Origin of the sequence: Streptomyces litchfieldiae (assembly GCF_031845365.1) — a bacterium.
Lineage (GTDB): Bacteria > Actinomycetota > Actinomycetes > Streptomycetales > Streptomycetaceae > Streptomyces > Streptomyces litchfieldiae.
Window position 1 is genome coordinate 13,710 of record NZ_JAVREL010000013.1, and the last position, 18,993, is coordinate 32,702.

The following is an 18,993-nucleotide window of genomic DNA, read 5'->3' on the forward strand; positions in this document are numbered from 1 at the left end:
CAACCACGAGATCCGCACGGTCGCTGCGTGGCCGGAGAAGCGAGCAAAAGGACACTGCGACCGGCAGGCCGCCGTTGACCTGGCTGTATGTGCCCGGGGACCGGCCCGATGTGGTGGCCAAGGCGCTCGGCTCGGGCGCCGATGTGGTCCTGGTCGACCTGGAGGACGCGGTCGCGCCGGACCGCAAGCGGTACGCGCTGGACGCGACGGCCGAGTTGCTGACGCGGCGCCACCCGGTGCCGGTGCATGTGCGGATCAACGCGCTGGACGGCCCGCTCGCCGAGGGGGAGGTGCGGCGGCTGGCCCCGCTGCCGGGCCTGGGCGCGCTGCGCCTGCCGAAGGTCGGCGGCCCGGCGGACGTCACGCGCGTGGCGGGCTGGGCCGGGCCCGGCTCGCCGCCGCTGTACGCGCTGCTGGAGAGCGCGCCGGGGATCGAGCACGCCTACGCCATCGCCACCGCCCACCCGGCGGTGGCCGGACTCGCCCTCGGCGAGGCCGATCTGCGCGCCGACCTGGGCATCACCGAGGAGTCCGGCCTGGCCTGGCCGCGCGGCCGGGTCGTGGTGGCCGCACGGGCGGCGGGCCTGGCACCGCCGCCGCAGTCGGTGTACCCGGACGTGCGGGACACCGAGGGCCTGGCCCGCTCCTGCGCGGCCGGCCGGGCCCTTGGCTTCCTGGGCCGGGCGGCGATCCATCCGCGTCAACTGCCGGTGATCGAGGAGGCGTTCCTGCCGACCGAGACGGAAATCGCGGCGGCCGAGGAGGTCGTCGGGGCCGCCGTGTCCGACACCGGGGCACTCGCCCTGCCGGACGGCCGCTTCGTGGACGCGGCCGTGGTCGCGGGAGCGCGCCGCACCCTGGCCCTGGCCGCCCGCCGCGTCAGATCCGGGTGAGTTCCGCGGCGCCGAAGGAGACGCTGAAGCGGGCACACCAGATGCTCACGCTGGTGAAGTCGTCGAGGTCGGTGTCCGCGGGCAGCGGGTAGTTCTGGTCGCCCCGGTTGCCCTTGAGCGCGCCGGCGCTCAGATAGGTGCCGTCGTCAAAGACGTGCCAGCCGTCCCGGCCCTCGATCACCGGCGCGTCGGTGAGCCATACGTGCAGGTCCGGGCCGTTGCTGGTGTCGAGCTCCTCCAGCCGCAGCACCAGCGAGCCGTCCGCCAGCCGCAGCACGCGCGCGGTGCCGCTGGTGCCGTGTTCGTGGCTGATGAACTCGCCGCGGGCCACGGTGGTGGGCGTGGCCGCCGGGGACGGGGGCGCGGACGGCGACGCCGTCGTCCCATCGGTCCGTTCCGGCGCGGGACTTGTCGCCGCCACGGGCAGTTCCTCGTGAACCGTCTCGTCCACCCACAGCGTCCACGGCTCGAACCAGTACAGCCCGAACCCCGTCCCCGCCAGGACGATCAACGCCGCCGCCAGCACGACCGGTCGGCCCGCCACCCGCCGCGCACGGCCCACCTTTGTCATCCCGTCTCCTCCGATCCCCTCGGTTTCCGCCCCCATTCAAGAGCCCCCGGCCGACGGCTCGGCGCCGAGGGACCGGACGGTAAGGAATCGGTAATACTCCCGGCCGGGCGGTCAGCGGCGAATCACCGGTGCGCGGCCGTCTGTTGCCGAACTGAGTCAAATCCCCGCCGGGAACGTCACCGACCGTGGCTAGGTTGAGGCCGTGCTCACCCCTCTGACTGCTGAAGACCCCACCGCCGTTGCCGGATACCGGATCACCCACCGCCTCGGCGAGGGCGGTATGGGCAAGGTGTACCTGTCGCACACGCCCGGCGGCCGGCCCGTCGCCATCAAGGTGGTCCGCCCCGAGCTGGCCGCCGACCCCGATTTCCGGCGCCGGTTCCGGCAGGAGGTGCGGGCCGCGGAGCGCGTCCAGGGCCTGTACACCGCTCCGGTCATCGACAGCGACACCGAGGGCGAACGGCCCTGGCTCGCCACGGCGTATGTGGCCGGGCCCTCCCTGTACTCCGCGGTCCGGGACCACGGCCCGCTGCCGGTGCCCGCCGCGGCGCGGGCGCTGGCCGGTATCGCCGAGGCGCTGCAAATCATCCACGGGGCGGGCATCGTGCACCGCGACCTCAAGCCGTCCAACGTCCTGCTGGCCTCGGACGGCCCGCGGGTCATCGACTTCGGCATCGCGCGGGCCGCCGACGCCACCTCGCTGACGCGCAGCGGTGCCATCGTGGGCACCCCCGGATTCATGGCGCCGGAGCAGGCGATGAACCAGCCGAGCACGCCCGCCGTGGATCTCTTCGCCCTGGGCCAGATCGCGGTGTTCGCCACCACCGGCACCCCGGCGTTCGGCGAGGGCGCCTCGCACGGCGTGCTGTACCGGATCGTTCACGAGGAGCCGGACCTGTCCGGGGTCCCGGAGGCGCTGCGGGACCTGACCGCCCGTTGCCTGGCCAAGAACCCGGCCGGGCGCGCGTCCCTGGCCGAGGTGATCGAAACGTGCCAGCGGTTGGCGGCGGACTCTCCCCTGCCCTCGGGCGGTTGGCTGCCGCCCGCCGTCACCGCCGAGATCGACCACCACGCGGCCACGGTCACGAGCCTGGCGGTGCCGCCGCCCATGCCCACGCCGCCGCCCGGCCAGCCGGACGTGCCCACGCCGCCGCCCGGCCAGCCGCCGGCGTTCATACTCACGCCGACCGGCCCGCCCGCCGCGGTCACGCCGCCGCCGCGCCGGAGCGGGCGGACGGCGCTTCTGGCCGCCGTGGGCGTGTGCGTGGCGATCGCCGGCGTGGTCGTCGGCGCCATGCTCATGAACGGAGGCGGCGACGGAGACGGAGACAAGAACGCGGGCGGGGAGGTGTCGCAAGACCCCACCACCGAGGAACCGGCCACCGAGGCCCCCGCCACCCAGGACGACACCGCGCCGGACGGCACCGGGACACAGGAACCCACCACCGAACCGGAACCACCGGCCGACCCCGAAGCGGTGGTCACCGAGGGCCTGGACCTCCCCGCGGACCGCATCATCTGGTTCTACGACGATCCGCCGACGCCGAAGGAAACCGACCTGGGCGTCACCTACGAGGGCGACTTCGGCTTCAGCAGCGACTGGATCACCGACAATCCGCTGGCCACCGGCCAGGAGGGCAACACCATGGTCCTCCTGGAGGCCGGGGAAACCGGCTCGCTCGACACCTGCCGGTCGGTGACCCGTTACACCGACGCCATCCCCGCCGACAGCGCGCCCCCCGGGTCGCAGATCTGCGTGACCACCGCCACCGGCGACATCGCCCTGGTCACCGTCCAGGAGTACGCGCCGGAGGGTTCGCCCAGCCTGTACGTCACCATCGACCTCACCGTGTGGCCCGGCGCCGCGCAGCTCGGCTGAGCCGTCGCCGGGGGACCGCGGTCCTCCGGCAACCGCCGCCGGATCACAGCCGGGCGTCGATGATCGGTGCCAGCCGCGCCGTGATGGTGCGGTGGCCCTGGTCGTTGGGGTGGACGGCGTCCGTCAGGTCGCCGCTGCCCAGCCAGCCGGTGGTGTCGACGAACGAGACACGGGAGTCGCCCTCGCCGCTCACCGTCCGCACCGCCGCCTCGGTCTCCGGGACATAGCGGCCCCGGAACGTCTCCAGGGCGAAGATCCACGCGTTGGGGTACTCGGCCCGGACGGTGCGCAGCAAGTTGGTGTAGGACGCCTGGAACTGCGCCCCGCTCACGCCATGGCCCACGTCGTTCGTGCCGAGGTTGATCACCACGGCGTCGGCCTGGTAGCGGCCGAAGTCCCAGTCCGGAGTGGGTGCGTTGGGGTTGAGCTTGGTGAACTGCTGCTCCAGGCCCACGCAGTCGGCGGCGACCAGGCAGGCGCCGCCCTGGGCGATCGCCGTGTGGTCCGCGCCCAACTGCTCGCCGATCAGCCAGGGGTAGGCGGTCAGGTGGTTGCGTGAGGTGGTCGTGCCCACCGTGATGGAGTCCCCGACGAACTCGATCAGGTGCTCCCGCTCGGGGAGCCGGTAGGTGCCGGCCCCGGCGTCCAGGGTGAGGCCCTGGAACACCGCGTCGCCGCGATAGGAGCCGGCCACCACGCGGTAGGTGACGACCAGCGTGTGGTTGCCGGCCGACAGCCGCCGCGGGGTGAGGTTGACCTCGCCGCTGACGCCGGTGAACGCGACCATCGGGCCGCCGTCGATGCTGGCGAACAGGTCGATGGTGTTGCGCTGTCGCAGCTTGACCGTGGTCCCGGTGAAGCCGACCGAGAGGTAGGCGCCCGCCCAATAGGGCGTGTATGCCTGCGGGTTGCTGGTGTCCCAGCGGCCGGTGAACTGGATGTTGGGGTCGCCCGGTTCGCCGGCCAGGACGGCGGCGGACGTGGCGGGTGCGGCGGCGGCGCCCGGCGCGCCGCCCGCGAGCAGGACGGCGAGCACCGTGCCGAGGACGGCCAGCGCCCCGAGGACGCGTCGGAAGATGCGGGTCACGTACAGCCCCTTCGAGGAGGAGGCCCCCAGCACGCGATGCGCCTGCCAGGAAAGCAGGCCAGCATCGCGAATGGCCAGACTTTCGGCCGGTTTTCGACAGCTTTCGAAGCGCCGCGGCGGCGAACGGCGGGCGGCGCGGAGGTAACACGAACGTTACCGAAAGCACATGCGTTCGAGACTCTGTGACAGTGCAATGTCACCCGCCACATATCAGTGCGAGAGACGACTGGACCACGCGCATGACTTCTTCCCCTCGTGGAACCCGCCACTCCGGCGCGCCCGCCGCCCGTGTGGCCGGACGGCCCGGCCGCGTGCTCGGCACCCGCGAAGTCACGCTCACCGGCGGGCTCTTCGCGCGTTGGCAGGAGACAAACCGCACCGCGACGCTGCCGCACGCCGTCCGGGAGATCACCCGCGCCGGGAACCTGGACAACTTCCGGCGGATCGCCGACGAGGCGCCGGGCCCGTACCGGGGGCGGTACCCGTTCCTGGACACCGACGTCTACAAGACGCTGGAGGGGCTGGTGTACGAGCTGGCCCGGGGCGTACTGGACGCGGAGACCGAGGCGTTCTGGACGGAGAGCGTCGAGCTCGTCGAGCGGGCACAGGCGCCCGACGGCTACCTCGGCACCTACTTCCAGGGCCCGGACGCACCCAAGTCCCCCTGGGAGGACCTGGGCTGGGGCCATGAGCTGTACAACCTCGGCCATCTCGTCCAGGCCGCCGTCGCCGCCTCCCGCCAGTTGGGCGACGACCGGCTGCTGACCGTGGCGCGCCGGTTCGCCGACCTGGTGGTGGCCCGCTACGGTCCCGAGGGCGAACCGCTGTACTGCGGGCACCCCGAGATCGAGATGGCGCTGGTCGAGCTGTACCGCGAGACCGGGGAGGACGCCTATCTGCGGCAGGCCGGGCTCTTCGTGGACCGCCGCGGCTCCGGCCGGCTGACCCACACGATCTTCCCCGCCGCCTACTTCCAGGACGAGGTGCCGCTCCGCGACCTCGAGTCGGTCACCGGCCACGCGGTGCGCATGGTCTACCTCGCCGCCGGCGCCACCGACGTCTGCCTGCACACCGGCGACGCCGAACTCCTCGCGCACCTGGAGGAGTTGTGGGACGACATGGTCGCCACCAAGCTGTACCTCACCGGCGGCCTGGGCAGCCGCCACTCCGACGAGGCGATCGGCGACCGCTACGAACTCCCCGCCGAGCGCGCGTACGCGGAGACCTGCGCCGCGATCGGCACCATGCAGTGGGGCTGGCGGCTGTTCCTGGCGACCGGCCGCGCCGATGTGCTCGACGTCGTCGAGCGGGTGCTCTACAACGCCTACGCGGTGGGCACCTCGGCCGACGGGCGGGCGTTCTTCTACGACAACCCGTTGCAGCGCCGCCCCGACCACGACCAGCGCAGCGGCGCGGAGTCCGGCGGCGAGCTGCTGCGCCGCGCCTGGTTCGGCTGCCCCTGCTGCCCGCCCAACATCGTGCGCTGGAACGCCCAGTTGCAGGACCACCTCGCGACCGTCTCGGACGACGCGCTCACCCTCGCGCTGTACGCCGACGCGACGGTGCGCACCGGCCTGCTCGACGTCACCGTCACCACCGGCTACCCGTGGGACGGCACGGTCACCGTCGAGATCGACGCCGCGCCCGACCGGCCCGTCACGCTGTGCCTGCGCGTGCCGGGCTGGGCGGCCGGGGCGCGGGCGCTGGTCAACGGCGAGCCGGTGCCCGGCGCCGAACCGGGCTGGCTGCGGCTGACCCGGACCTGGGCGCCCGGCGACCGCGTGGTGCTCGAACTCCCCCTGCGGGTACGCGCGGTGCGCCCCCACCCCTACCTCGACGCGAACCGCGGCTCGCTCGCGCTACTGCGCGGCCCGCTCGTGTACTGCGTCGAACAGCAGGACGCCGGTGCGCCGGTCGACGATCTCGTGCTGACCCCGGCCGACGTGGCCGCGATCGGCGAGACGGCGGACGAGCACACCTGGGGACTGCCGGTCACCACGCTCGAAACCGAACTGACGGCCGTGCCCCCCGAGCACGGCGAGCTGTACCCCGCGGCCGTCCCCGACGCGGAAGGGGACGCGGCCCCCGCCCGTGTCCCCGTGCGCCTCGTTCCCTACTTCCTGTGGGGCAACAGGCGGGCCGGAGCCATGCGCGTGTGGCTGCGGCAGTCCTGACGGGTCACCCGTCCCATCCCGGGCTCGGCCCCGAGCCCGCGGACCCGAGAGGAGCCCAGTGAGAAGATTTGTCCTCGTCAAGGCGGCGGCGCTGGCCGCCACGGCAGCGCTCGCGCTCAGCGCGTGTTCCGGCGGCGGCACCGATGCGGACGGCGGAGGGCCGTCCGGCGGAGGGACGGACTACACCGACACCCCCGCCCGCGGCGGCACCGTCACCATGCTCCAGAACGCCGACTTCTCCTACCTGGACCCGGCCCGCGGGTTCGACGGCGGCGTCAACAACTTCTACCGGCTGGTCTACCGCACGCTGACCACCTCCGCCCCCGGCAACTCCGAGAACCCCTCCGGGGTCGTCCCTGACCTCGCCACCGACCTCGGCACACCCTCCGAGGACGGGCTGAGCTGGACGTTCACCCTCAAGGAAGGCATCAAGTTCGAGGACGGCTCGCCGATCACCTCGGCGGACGTCAAGTTCGGCGTGTCCCGCGCCTGGGACCCCGAGCTGGGCATCGGCTCGCCCTACGCCCGCCAGGTCATCGACGCCCCCGAGGGCTACGAGGGCCCCTACCGGTCCGGCCCGCTGGAGACGATCGAGACGCCCGACGAGCGGACCATCATCTTCCATCTCAAGGAGCCCTTCCCCGAGTTCAGCTCGGTCGTCGCCCAGAACAGCTTTGTGCCGTTCCCCGAAGGCACCGGCGCCGGCGACGAGTTCATCAACGACATCATCGCCTCGGGCCCCTACACGGTGGACTCCTACACCCCCGGCAGCTCCATCAAGCTGGTCCGCAACGAGGCGTGGGACCCCGAGACCGACGATGTGCGCGAGGCCTACCCGGACGCCTGGGAGTTCGTCATCGGCCTCGACCCGGCCACCATCGACGAGCGGCTGCTCGCCGGGCAGGGCGCGGACGTCAACGCGTTCGCCGGCAAGATCCAGCCCGCGACGCTGGCCCGCGTCCAGACCCCGCAGTTGCAGGAACGGCTCTTCGAGATGCCGGGCGTGTGCACGACCTACATGGGCCTGAACACCACCAAGGAACCCTTCGACGACGTCCGGGTCCGGCAGGCGATCAACCTCGCCGTGGACCGGGCGGCCGTGCAGACCGCCAGCGGCGGCACCCAGCTCGCGCAGGTCGCCACCACGATCCTGCCGCCGACCGTCAACGGGCACCGCGACTTCGACCTCTACCCGAGCGAGGGACACCGCGGTGACGTCGAGGCGGCCCAGGCGCTGCTGGACGAGGCCGGGCTGTCCGAGGGCTTCGACATGACGCTGGACATCCGGTCGCAGCCGGCCATGCAGGCGCAGGCGGAGGCCATCCAGCAGGCGCTGGGGAAGGTCAACATCAACGTCGAGCTGAACGTCATCGACACCTCCACCTACTACGAGACGATCGGCACCCCGGCGCTCCAGCACGACGCGGCGATCACCGGCTGGTGCCCCGACTGGGCGTCCTCGGCCAGCACGTTCCTGCCGCCGCTGTTCGACGGCCGGAACATCACCGACGTCGGCAACTCCAACCTCGCGCAGATCAACGACGAGGGCATCAACGCCCGGATCGACGAGATCCGCGCGATGACCGACCTGGAGGCGGCCAACGAGCAGTGGGGCCTGCTGGACGAGGAGATCATGGAGCTGGCGCCGATCGTGCCGCTCGTGGTCGAGTCGGGCATCGCCCTGCCCGGGGAGAACCTGACCGGGCTGTACGCCTCGCCGGGCGCCGCCACCGGCGGCATCGACCTGGTGCTCGTCGGGCTGCGGGATCCCGAGCGGGGCTGAGATGACAGCCATCCCCATTCAGCCCGCCACGGGCCCCACCAAGGGCCCCGCCGAGGGAGAGGAGGGCGCGCCGTCCACCGCGGGCGGCGCGCCCCCGCCGCCGCGCCCGCGCGCCTGGCGGGCGCTGGCCCGCGACAAGGGGGCGGTGCTCAGCGCGAGTTACATCCTGCTGATCGTGGCCATGGCCGTCTTCGCGCCGCTCATCGTGAAGGTGAGCGGGTGGGGGCCGTACGAGTTCGACCAGACGGCCGTGGACCCCAACCTGGCCGGCGTGCCGCTCGGCGACTGGGGCGGCGCGGGCGGCGAGCACTGGTTCGGCGTCGAGCCCGGCAGCGGGCGGGACATCTTCGCGCGCATCGTCTACGGCGCGCGGGTGTCGATGCTGATCGCGCTGTCCGCGACGGCGCTGACCACGTTCCTCGGCGTCCTGTTCGGGCTGCTGGCCGGGTATCTGGGCGGCACGGTGGACTGGGTGATCTCGCGCGTCATGGACTTCCTGATGGCGTTTCCCGCGCTGATCTTCATGATCGCGATCCTGTCGGCGCTGCCCGCGGGCAACCGTTCCACGCTGCTGGTGGTGGTCATCTCCGTCTTCGGCTGGCCCTATCTGGCGCGCATCGTGCGCGGGCAGACGATGTCGCTGGCGCGGCGGGAGTTCGTGGAGGCGGCGCGCGCCTCGGGCGCGAGCAGCGCGGCCATCGTGTTCCGCGAGATCCTGCCGAACCTGCGCTCGACGATCATCGTCATGACGACGCTGGCCGTGCCGGGCTACATCGGAACGGAGGCGGGCCTGTCGTTCCTGGGCGTCGGCGTGGTGCCGCCGACGCCGTCCTGGGGCCAGATGATCGCGTCCTCGGTGAGCTGGTACTCGGTGGTGCCGACGTACTTCGCGATCCCGGGCGCGTTCCTCTTCTTGCTGGTCCTGTCGTTCACCGTGCTCGGCGACCGTCTGCGCGCCGTCCTCGACCCGGAAGGGGTGCGGTGATGGCGCGCTTCCTCCTCACACGGCTGGCCGGCGTGGCGCTCATCCTGCTGCTGGTCTGCCTGTTCACGTTCGGCGTGTTCTTCGTGCTCTCCCCCGACCCGGCGGTGCAGATCTGCGGCAAGAACTGCTCCCCGGAGCTGATCGAGCGGATCCGCACCAACCTGGGGCTGGACGAGCCGCTGCTCACCCAGTTCACAAGCTTCCTCGGCGGGCTGTTCGCCGGCCGCACCTATGGCGTCGGCGAGGGCGCCACACACTGCGCCGCGCCCTGCCTGGGCTACTCGTTCCAGTCCAGCCAGCCGGTGTGGGACATGATCACCGACCGGCTGCCGGTCTCCGCGACGGTCGCCGTCGGCGCCGCCGTGCTGTGGCTGCTGGCCGGCGTCGCGGGCGGCCTGATCGGGGCGCTCAAGCAGAACACCTGGTGGGACCGGAGCGCGATGGTCGTGGCCCTGTCGGGCATCTCGATCCCCAACTACGTGTTCGCGCTGGTGCTTCAGTACGTGCTGGTGGTGGAGCTCGAATGGCTCCCCTTCCCGGCGGCGGTCGAGTTCGGCGAGGATCCGGCGCGCTGGTTCCAGAGCTATCTGATGCCGTGGATCGTGCTGGCGTTCGCCTACGCGTCGGTCTACGCGCGGCTGACCCGCGCCAACGTGATCGACACCCTCTCGGAGAACTACGTCCGCACCGCCCGCGCCAAGGGCCTGCCGCGCCACCTGGTGATCCGCCGGCACGCGCTGCGCCCGGCCCTCACCCCGATCGCCACCATCTTCGGGATGGACTTCGCCGGCCTGCTGGGCGGCGCGCTCATCACCGAAACCGTGTTCGGTCTCAATGGAGTCGGCAAGATGACCGCGGACTCGATCGCGAAGAACGACCAGCCCGTCATCATGGGCGTCACGCTGATGGCGGCGTTCTTCGTCGTCGTCGGGAACGTCGTGGTGGACCTCCTCTACACGGCCCTGGACCCGAGGGTGCGGGTGAGGACGTCATGAGCGCCGCCACCCCGCCCCTGCTCCAGGTCGAGGACCTGACCGTCACGTTCCCCACCCCGGCCGGTCCGGTGGACGTGGTGCGGGAGCTCAACTTCAGCCTGGAGCCGGGCGGTTCGCTCGGCATCGTCGGCGAGTCCGGCTCCGGCAAGTCCATGACCAGCCTCGCCATCATGGGGCTGCTGCCGCCCGCCGCCACCCGCGCCGGCCGGGTGCTGCTGGCCGGCCGCGACATCTCCGCGCTCACCGACCGCCAGTTGCGCCGGGTGCGCGGCGACCGGATCGCGATGGTGTTCCAGGACCCGCTGTCCTCCCTCAACCCGTACTACACGGTGGGCACCCAGATCACCGAGGCGTACCGGGCGCACCGGCAGAAGGCCACCCGCCGGGAGGCGCGCCGGGTGGCCATCGAGGCCATGGAACGGGTCCACATCACCGACGCGGCCCGCCGGGTGGACCACTATCCGCACCAGTTCTCCGGCGGCATGCGGCAGCGCGTGATGATCGCGATGGCGCTGTGCACCGAGCCGGACCTCCTCATCGCCGACGAGCCGACGACGGCGCTGGACGTCACCGTGCAGGCGCAGATCCTGAAGCTCCTCGCCGAGGTGCGGCGGGACACCGGCGCCGGGCTCATCCTCATCACGCACGACCTCGCCGTGGTGAGCGAGATCGCCGACGACGTGGTGGTGATGCGCGAGGGCCGGTGCGTCGAACACGCCCCGGCCGAGCGGCTGTTCTCCGATCCGCGGCACCCCTACACCCGGGCGCTGCTGGACGCGGTGCCCCGGCTGGACGACGAGGTCGGCGAGCTGCGGACGCCCCTGCTGGAAAGAGCGGCTGTCGACAAGACCGCCGTCGACAACACCGAGGGAGGTGACGGCCGATGACCCGGCCACCGGTACTGCTGGCCGCGCACGGCCTGGTGAAGGAGTTCGCCGTGCGCGGCCAGGGCGGGCCGTTCGGCCGCAAGCACCTGGTGCGCGCGGTGGACGGCGTCGACCTCGAACTGCGCGCCGGTGAAACCCTGGCGCTGGTCGGCGAGTCGGGCTCCGGCAAGTCGACCACCGCCCGGCTGGCGGCCCGGCTGCTCGATGTCACCGCCGGCACCGTGGAGTTCGAGGGCGAGGACGTGACCCGGCTGACCGGCCGGGACCTGCACCGCTTCCGCTCCCAGGTGCAGGTCGTCTTCCAGGACCCCTACTCCTCGCTCAACCCGCGGCACACCGTGGAACGCCTCGTCACCGCCCCGCTGACCTACCAGGGCCGCCACATCCCGGGCGGCGCACGGGCGTTCACCCGCACCCTGATGGAACGCGTCGGGCTCAACCCGGACCACAGCACGCGTTACCCTGCGCAGTTCTCCGGCGGGCAGGCGCAGCGCATCGGGATCGCCCGGGCGCTGGCCGTCGGCCCGAAGGTGGTGGTCTGCGACGAGGCCGTCTCCGCGCTGGACGTCTCCGTCCAGGCACAGGTGATCAATCTGCTGCGGCGGCTGCGGCGCGAGGAGGGCCTGAGCTACCTGTTCATCGCCCACGACCTGGCCGTGGTGCGGCAGATCGCCGACCGCGTCGCGGTGATGAACGACGGGCGCGTGGTGGAGACCGGCGAGCGCGACGAGCTGTTCGCCGCGCCCCGCCACCAGTACACCCGGACGCTGCTGGCCGCCGTTCCCCGCATCCGCCCCGAGTGGGAGGCGGCCCGCCGCGCCCGGGCCCGGGAACGCGCCGCCGCCGGGGAGGAGAAGCCATGACGGCCGACGGCTACGCGCTGGGCGGCATGTGGGTGCGCGAGCACCGCGTGCCCGTCCCGCTGGTGTGGGACGCCCCCGACGGGCGTGAACTGGAGGTGTTCGCCCGCGACTTCAGCGACCCGGAGCTGCGGGACGAGGACCTGCCGCTGCTGCTGTTCCTCCAGGGCGGCCCCGGCGGGCGCGGGCCGCGCCCGCTGGACCGGTCCGGCTGGCTCGCCGAGGCGCTGCGGCACTACCGCGTCGTCCTGCTGGACCAGCGCGGCACCGGTCGCTCCAGCCCGGTGGACGGCGCGGTGCTCGCCGGGCTGGGCGACGGCGCGCGCGGCGCCGAGTACCTCGGCCACTTCCGCGCCGACTCCATCGTGGCCGACGCGGAGCACCTGCGCCGCACCGTCTACGGCGGGCGCCGGTGGGCCACGCTGGGCCAGAGCTACGGCGGCTTCCTCACCCTGACCTACCTGTCGCGCGCGCCCGAGGCGCTGACCGCCTGCTATGTCACCGGCGGGCTGCCCGGGCTGCCGCCCGACGCGGCCGAGGTGTACCGCCGCACCTACCCCCGGGTGGCCGCCAAGAACGCGGAGTTCTACCGGCGTTACCCCCAGGACGCCGAACGCGCCGCCGCCGTCGCCGACGTGCTCGCCGACACCGATGTGCGGCTGCCGGACGGCGACCGGCTGACCGTGCACCGCTTCCAGTCCCTCGGCCTGGACCTGGGCATGAAGCCGGGCGCCGAACGCCTGCACTGGCTGCTGGAGGACGCGTTCGCCGCGCCCGGCCGGCTCTCGGACGGGTTCCTCCAGCAGGTCATGGCGCGCACCTCCGGCGCGGAGAGCCCGCTGTTCTGGACGATGCAGGAGTCCATCTACGGCGACGGCGGCAACGGCCCCACCGGCTGGGCCGCCCAGCGGGAACGCGCCCGGCACCCCCAGTTCGTGCCCGAGGCCCGGCCGTTGTTCTTCACCGGCGAGATGGCCTACCCCTGGATGGTGCGGGAGGTGCGGGCGCTGCGCCCGTTCCGCGCGGCCGTCGAGGCGCTGGCCGAACGCGAGGTGTGGAGCCCGCTGTACGACCTGGACCGGCTGGCCGCCAACGAGGTGCCGCTCGCCGCGGCCGTCTACTACGACGACATGTACGTCGACGCCCACCTCCAGCTCGCCACCGCCGGTCTCGTCGGCAACGCGCAGGTGTGGGTGACCAACGAGTTCGAGCACGACGGGCTCGGCAACGGCCGGGTGCTGTCCCGGCTGCTCGGGCTCGTCCGCGACCGGGGAGGAGAGAGGCGATGACCGATATCACGACCGCGCGCCCGCCGCACGCGGGCACCCGCCCGCCGCGGCTGGCCGAGGTCCCGGCGTTCACCGCGGGGATCGGCACCGGCTGGGGCCGACCCGAGGTCACCGTGCCGGTGGTGCCGGGCGCGGCACAGGCCGCGGCCGGCCACCGGGCGAGGCTGGCGGCCCGCACCGGCCCTGCGACCGTGGTCGCCGGGGCCGGGCGCGCGCCGGTGCGCAGCAACGACACCGCGTACGACTTCCGCGCCGACAGCGACTTCGTGTGGCTGACCGGCTGCGCCGTCGAGGACGCGGTCCTCGTGCTGCGCGCCAGCGCGGGTGGCGACCACGAGGCGACGCTGTTCGTCCCGCCGCCGGCCCGGCCCGGCGAGACCGGGTTCTTCGCGGACGCCGCGCACGGCGAGCTGTGGGTGGGCGCCTCGCCCGGGGTGGCCGAGTGGTCGGCGGCGCTGGGCATCGAGGTCCGGCCGCTGGCCGCCCTGGACGAGACGCTGGACGCGCTGCCCGGCGCCCGGGCCACGCCCGGCACCGACCCCGGCCTGGTCGGGCGCCACGGGCTGCACGCCGAACCGGAGTTGGCCGCCACGCTCTCGGATCTGCGGATGGTGAAGGACGACTGGGAGATCGGCCAGCTCCGGGAGGCGGTGGATCACACCGTGGCCGGCTTCGCCGCCGTCGTCGCCGAGATCCCGGCGGCCATCGCACACGGCGGCGAACGGTGGCTCCAGGGCACCTTCGACCGGCACGCGCGCACGGTCGGCAACGGGCCGGGGTATGCCACGATCGTCGGCTCCGGCCCGCACGCCCCCACGCTGCACTGGGTGCGGTGCGACGGCCCGGTGCTGCCCGACGCGCCGCTGCTGCTGGACATGGGGGTGGAGACACGGTCGCTGTACACCGCGGACGTCACCCGCACCGTGCCGCCCGGCGGGCGGTTCGACGACGCCCAGCGGCGCGTGCACGACCTGGTCGAAGCGGCGCACCGGGCCGGGATGGCGCAGGTCCGGCCCGGCCGCACCTACACGGACTTCCACTTCGCCGCGATGGAGGTGATCGCCCGCGGGCTGCACGACTGGGGCCTGCTGCCCGTGTCGGTGGACGAGGCCCTCTCCCCCGAGGGCCAGCAGCACCGGCGTTATCTGGTCTGCGGCATCGGCCACCACCTCGGGCTCGACGTGCACGACTGCGCGCGGTCGGACTACGAGACCTACCAGGGCGCCGCGCTGGAGCCCGGGATGGTCCTCACCGTCGAGCCCGGCCTGTACTTCCACGCCCACGACCACACCGTTCCGCCGGAGCTGCGCGGCATCGGCGTCCGGCTGGAGGACGACCTGCTCGTCACCGGCGACGGCGCCGAGGTCCTCTCCGGCGGCCTGCCCATCTCGGCCTCCGGGGTCGAGGACTGGGTGCGGCAGTTGATCTGACCCGCCCCTCGTCCGGGCACCCTCACCCGAGCCACTTGTCCCAAGTGCTCCCAACCCGACAGGAGATCCATGAGCACCACCGCCCCGCCGAAGGCGTGGCGCGGCGTCCACGTCGCCACCGCCCTGCCGTTCACCGGTGACCGGGAGGTCGACCACGACGCCTACGCCGACCACGTCCGCTTCCTCGCCGAGAACGGCTGTGACGGCGTCTGCCCCAACGGCTCACTGGGCGAGTACCAGACGCTGACCGACGCCGAGCGCGCCGCCGTCGTCAAGACCGCCGTGGCCGCCGCGCCGGAGGGGTTCGGCGTGATGCCGGGCGTCGCCGCGTACGGCGCGCTGGAGGCCGCCCGCTGGGCCGAGCAGGCGGCGCTGGCCGGGGCCACGTCGGTGCTGCTGCTGCCGCCCAACACCTACCGCGCCGACCCGGCCACCGTGGTCGAGCACTACCGCGAGGTCGTCAAGGTCGGCCTGCCGGTCGTCGCGTACAACAACCCGATCGACACCAAGGTGGACCTCACCCCCGAGCTGCTTGCCCGTCTGTTCGAAGAGGAACTGATCGTCGGCGTCAAGGAGTTCTCCGGGGACGTGCGGCGCGCCTACCAGATCCGGGAGCTGGCCCCCGGCCTGGACCTGCTCATCGGCGCGGACGACGTGCTGCTGGAGCTGGGCCTCGCGGGCGCGGTCGGCTGGATCGCCGGCTACCCCAACGCGCTGCCGGTGAGCACCGTCGAGCTGTACCGGCTGGCGACCTCCGGCGACCCGGCCGACATCGCCCGCGCGCTGCCGCTGTACCGGGACCTGCACCCGTTGCTGCGCTGGGACTCCAAGACCGAGTTCGTGCAGGCCATCAAGCTCTCGATGGACGTCGTCGGCCGCCGGGGCGGCGCCTGCCGCCCGCCGCGCGCCCCGCTGGCGCCCGAAGTCGCCGCGAGCATCGTGCGGGACACCGAGGCGCTGGTCGCGAAGGGGTACCGGTGAGGTCCACCCGTGTCCTGCATGCCGTCGACTCGCACACCGAGGGCATGCCGACGCGCGTCGTGACCGGTGGCGCCGGGGTCTTCCCCGGCGCCACCATGGCCGAGCGGCGCTCCTGGTTCCTGGAGCACGGCGACGACCTGCGCAAGCTGCTGATGTACGAGCCGCGCGGGCACGCCGCGATGAGCGGCGCGATCCTCCAGCCGCCGACCCGGCCTGACGCCGACATGGGCGTGCTGTTCATCGAGGTCAGCGGCGTGCTGCCGATGTGCGGGCACGGCACGATCGGGGTGGCCACCGTGCTGGTGGAGACCGGCATGGTCGAGGTGACCGAGCCGGTCACCACCGTGCGCCTGGACACCCCGGCGGGCCTCGTCGTCGCTCGGGTCGCCGTCGAGGACGGCGCGGCCCGCTCGGTGACGATCACCAACGTGCCGTCGTTCGCCGTGGGCCTGGACCGGGTCGTGGAGGTGCCGGGCCTCGGCCCGGTCCCGCACGACCTGGCGTTCGGCGGGAACTTCTACGCCGTCGTGCGGCTGGCCGACGTCGGCATCCCCTTCGAACGCGCCGCGGGCGGGCGGATGATCGAGGCGGGGCTGGCCATCATGGACGCCATCAACGCCGCCGACCGCCCCGTCCACCCCGAACGCCCGGACATCACCGGCTGCCACCACGTCTACTTCGAGGCGCCCGGCTCCACCGCCCGCCACTCGCGGCACGCCATGGCCATCTTCCCCGGCTGGTTCGACCGTTCGCCCTGCGGCACCGGCACCAGCGCGCGGATGGCCCAGCTCCACGCCCGGGGACAGCTTCCGCTGGACACCGACTTCGTCAACGAGTCGTTCATCGGTACCCGGTTCACGGGCCGGCTGATCGAGGAGACCACGGTGGCCGGCCGCCCGGCCGTGGTTCCCACGATCACCGGCCGGGCGTGGATCACGGCGACGGCGCAGTACCTGCTCGACCCGACCGATCCGTTCCCGGCGGGCTTCCTGCTGTAAGAACGCTGTAGCGGTACGGGGAGAGGGATCAACGGATGGCTTCGGAGGGGAACATGGAAACAGCGCCGATCGCGGGGCTGCAGCCTTTGACGAAACGCGAGCGGCTGCGCGAGATGGTGGCCGACGCGCTGCGCGCGGCCGTGATCTCCGGGGAGATGAAGCCCGGCGCGGTGTACTCCGCGCCCACGCTCGGCACGATGTTCGGCATCTCCGCCACGCCGGTGCGCGAGGCGATGCTCGACCTGGTGCGCGAGGGCATGGTGGAGGCGCTGCCGAACAAGGGCTACCGCGTGCGGGTGGTGCCCGACGAGGAGCTGGATGACGTCACCCATGTCCGGCTGCTGCTGGAGCCGCCGACCGTGCGGGACATCGTGCCGGCCGTGCCAGCCGGGGACTTCCCCCGGCTGCGCGAGCTGGCCGACGCCATCGTCGAGGCCGTGCGCGACGACGACCTCGTCGCCTACATCCACGCGGACCGGATCTTCCACCTGGAGCTGCTCGGCTATGCGGGGAACAAGCAACTGTCCGCCATAGTCTCCGAGTTGCGCTCCCGCACCCGGCTGCTGGGGCTGACCCCGCTGCTGGAATCCGGCCGGCTGGAGTCCTCCGCGCACGAGCACCACGAGCTGCTGGACCTCATCGAGGCCCGGGACGCGGCGGGCGCCGAGGCGCTGATGGTCCGTCACATCGGCCATGTGCGGGGCAAGTGGGCGCGCGGCACCGCCGACGACGCGCCGCCCGGCCCGGCGGCCGGGAAGGACGGCTCCCCATGACGGGCGACGTCACCTGCGAGGTGGCGGTCGTGGGCGCGGGCGCGGTGGGCGCCGCCACGGCGTACTTCGCCGCCCGGGCCGGCCTGCGCGTCGTGGTCCTGGACCGCGGCGCGCCCGGCGGCGGCACCTCCAGCGCGGGCGAGGGCAACGTGCTGGTCTCCGACAAGGACACCGGCCCCGAGCTGGACCTCGCCCGCTACTCCCAGCGCGTGTGGCGCGAGGACCTCGCCGAGCACGGCCACCACTGGGAGTTCGAGGCCAAGGGCGGCGTCGTGGTCGCCGCCTCCGGCCGTTCGCTGGCCGACCTGCGGGCACTGGCCGCGCGGCAACGGGCCGCCGGGGTCGCGGTGGAGGACGCCGGACCGGACGATCTGCCGGGCCTGGAACCGGAGTTGCGCCCGGGGCTGGCGGGCGGCGCCTACTACCCCGAGGACGCGCAGGTGCAGCCAGCCCTGCTGGTCGCCCATCTGCTGCGGCTGGCCCGCGCGCACGGCGCCCGCGTCCTGCCGCACGAGCCCGTCACGGCGGTGCGTGCGCCCGGCGGCCGGGTCACGGGCGTGCGCACCCCGCGCCGCCGCGTGCACGCCCCGGCCGTGGTCAACGCGGCCGGCACCTGGGCGGGTGAGGTCGCCGCGCTCGCCGGGGTCGAGGTGCCGGTGCTGCCCCGGCGCGGCTTCGTGCTGGTCACCGAGCCGCTGCCGCCGCTCATCCGGCACAAGGTGTACGCCGCCGAATACGTGGGCGACGTCGGCAGTTCGGACGCCGCGCTCCAGTCCTCGCCCGTCGTCGAGGGCACCCCGGCCGGGACCGTGCTCATCGGCTCCACCCGGGAACGCGTCGGGTTCGACCGGCGGCCCTCGCGCGCCGCGCTGGCCAGGCTGGCGCGCGGCGCGCTGGAGCTGTTCCCGGCGCTCGCCCAGGTCCGGGCGATCCGCGCCTACCACGGGTTCCGCCCCTACTGCCCGGACCATCTGCCGGTGCTGGGCCCGGACCCGCGGCTGCCCGGACTGTGGCACGCCGGCGGCCACGAGGGCGCCGGGATAGGGCTGTCGGCGGGCACCGGCCTGCTCCTCGCCCAGGCGCTGACCGGCGCCCCCACCGCGCTGGACCTGGCGCCGTTCGCGCCCGACCGAAAGGGGCTCGTCGCATGAGCGACACGGTGCGGATCTTCTTCGAGGACCGCGAACTCACCGCCCGCGCCGACCAGTCCGTGGGCGGCGCGCTCGTCGGCAACGGCATCACCGCCTGGCGCACCACGCGCGGCGAGGGCCGGCCGCGCGGGCTGTTCTGCGGCATCGGGATGTGCTTCGACTGCCTGATCACCGTGGACGGCCGGCCCGGGCAGCGCGCCTGTCTGGTCCCCGTCCGCGACGGCATGCGGCTGACCGCCAGCACCTGGGAGGACTGA

At 73.3% G+C, this 18,993-nt stretch carries 17 protein-coding genes; 15 read left to right on the forward strand and 2 right to left on the reverse strand.

Going from position 1 to position 18,993, the window contains the following annotated elements; translation table 11 throughout:
* The first annotated feature begins 74 nt into the window (after nucleotides 1–74).
* The gene (locus tag RM590_RS21375; RefSeq protein ID WP_311706267.1) at nucleotides 75–893 is read left to right on the forward strand and encodes an HpcH/HpaI aldolase/citrate lyase family protein; all 819 of its coding nucleotides are present in this window, start codon (nucleotides 75–77) and stop codon (nucleotides 891–893) included.
* Here the strand turns inward: RM590_RS21375 and RM590_RS21380 are convergent.
* A complete protein-coding gene (locus RM590_RS21380; RefSeq protein WP_311706452.1) occupies nucleotides 880–1,455 on the reverse strand; it encodes a DM13 domain-containing protein in 576 nt (191 codons plus the stop codon). The genes RM590_RS21375 and RM590_RS21380 overlap by 14 nt on opposite strands.
* A 211-nt stretch (nucleotides 1,456–1,666) precedes the next feature.
* On the opposite strand from RM590_RS21380, the gene RM590_RS21385 reads away from it, so the two are divergent.
* Nucleotides 1,667–3,343: a serine/threonine-protein kinase gene (locus RM590_RS21385; RefSeq protein WP_311706268.1), complete on the forward strand. Its 1,677-nt coding sequence runs from the start codon at nucleotides 1,667–1,669 to the stop codon at nucleotides 3,341–3,343.
* Nucleotides 3,344–3,386: 43 nt separating this feature from the next.
* Here the strand turns inward: RM590_RS21385 and RM590_RS21390 are convergent, their stop codons facing one another.
* A complete protein-coding gene (locus RM590_RS21390) occupies nucleotides 3,387–4,430 on the reverse strand; it encodes an SGNH/GDSL hydrolase family protein (RefSeq protein WP_311706269.1) in 1,044 nt (347 codons plus the stop codon).
* 239 nt (nucleotides 4,431–4,669) lie between these two features.
* On the opposite strand from RM590_RS21390, the gene RM590_RS21395 reads away from it, so the two are divergent.
* The 13 genes from RM590_RS21395 to RM590_RS21455 all read left to right on the forward strand — a co-directional run bounded on the left by RM590_RS21395 (nucleotide 4,670) and on the right by RM590_RS21455 (nucleotide 18,993).
* Nucleotides 4,670–6,604: a glycoside hydrolase family 127 protein gene (locus RM590_RS21395; protein WP_311706270.1), complete on the forward strand. Its 1,935-nt coding sequence runs from the start codon at nucleotides 4,670–4,672 to the stop codon at nucleotides 6,602–6,604.
* A 58-nt stretch (nucleotides 6,605–6,662) separates the two neighbouring features.
* Entirely contained in the window at nucleotides 6,663–8,387 is a 1,725-nt protein-coding gene (locus tag RM590_RS21400; RefSeq protein ID WP_311706271.1) for an ABC transporter substrate-binding protein, read from the forward strand.
* A 1-nt stretch (nucleotide 8,388) separates the two neighbouring features.
* The gene (locus RM590_RS21405; RefSeq protein ID WP_311706272.1) at nucleotides 8,389–9,372 is read left to right on the forward strand and encodes an ABC transporter permease; all 984 of its coding nucleotides are present in this window, start codon (nucleotides 8,389–8,391) and stop codon (nucleotides 9,370–9,372) included.
* Nucleotides 9,372–10,367: an ABC transporter permease gene (locus RM590_RS21410; protein ID WP_311706273.1), complete on the forward strand. Its 996-nt coding sequence runs from the start codon at nucleotides 9,372–9,374 to the stop codon at nucleotides 10,365–10,367. Before RM590_RS21405 ends, RM590_RS21410 begins: the two co-directional genes overlap by 1 nt.
* Entirely contained in the window at nucleotides 10,364–11,254 is an 891-nt protein-coding gene (locus tag RM590_RS21415) for an ABC transporter ATP-binding protein (protein ID WP_311706274.1), read from the forward strand. Before RM590_RS21410 ends, RM590_RS21415 begins: the two co-directional genes overlap by 4 nt.
* On the forward strand, nucleotides 11,251–12,117 hold the full coding sequence (locus RM590_RS21420; protein WP_311706275.1) for an ATP-binding cassette domain-containing protein: 867 nt from the start codon (nucleotides 11,251–11,253) through the stop codon (nucleotides 12,115–12,117). The genes RM590_RS21415 and RM590_RS21420 overlap by 4 nt, the downstream gene beginning before the upstream one ends.
* Nucleotides 12,114–13,403, forward strand: coding sequence for an alpha/beta fold hydrolase (locus RM590_RS21425; protein ID WP_311706276.1), 1,290 nt, complete (start codon nucleotides 12,114–12,116; stop codon nucleotides 13,401–13,403). The genes RM590_RS21420 and RM590_RS21425 overlap by 4 nt, the downstream gene beginning before the upstream one ends.
* Nucleotides 13,400–14,833, forward strand: a complete 1,434-nt coding sequence (locus RM590_RS21430) for an aminopeptidase P family protein (RefSeq protein ID WP_311706277.1) — start codon at nucleotides 13,400–13,402, stop codon at nucleotides 14,831–14,833. Before RM590_RS21425 ends, RM590_RS21430 begins: the two co-directional genes overlap by 4 nt.
* A gap of 69 nt (nucleotides 14,834–14,902) precedes the next feature.
* Nucleotides 14,903–15,814 (forward strand): dihydrodipicolinate synthase family protein, encoded by a 912-nt coding sequence (locus tag RM590_RS21435; protein WP_311706278.1) that lies wholly within the window; start codon nucleotides 14,903–14,905, stop codon nucleotides 15,812–15,814.
* Nucleotides 15,811–16,812, forward strand: coding sequence for a proline racemase family protein (locus RM590_RS21440; RefSeq protein WP_311706279.1), 1,002 nt, complete (start codon nucleotides 15,811–15,813; stop codon nucleotides 16,810–16,812). Before RM590_RS21435 ends, RM590_RS21440 begins: the two co-directional genes overlap by 4 nt.
* Before the next feature lie 53 nt (nucleotides 16,813–16,865).
* Nucleotides 16,866–17,585, forward strand: a complete 720-nt coding sequence (locus RM590_RS21445) for a GntR family transcriptional regulator (protein ID WP_311706280.1) — start codon at nucleotides 16,866–16,868, stop codon at nucleotides 17,583–17,585.
* A complete protein-coding gene (locus RM590_RS21450) occupies nucleotides 17,582–18,736 on the forward strand; it encodes an NAD(P)/FAD-dependent oxidoreductase (RefSeq protein ID WP_311706281.1) in 1,155 nt (384 codons plus the stop codon). The genes RM590_RS21445 and RM590_RS21450 overlap by 4 nt, the downstream gene beginning before the upstream one ends.
* On the forward strand, nucleotides 18,733–18,993 hold the full coding sequence (locus RM590_RS21455; RefSeq protein WP_311706282.1) for a (2Fe-2S)-binding protein: 261 nt from the start codon (nucleotides 18,733–18,735) through the stop codon (nucleotides 18,991–18,993). Before RM590_RS21450 ends, RM590_RS21455 begins: the two co-directional genes overlap by 4 nt.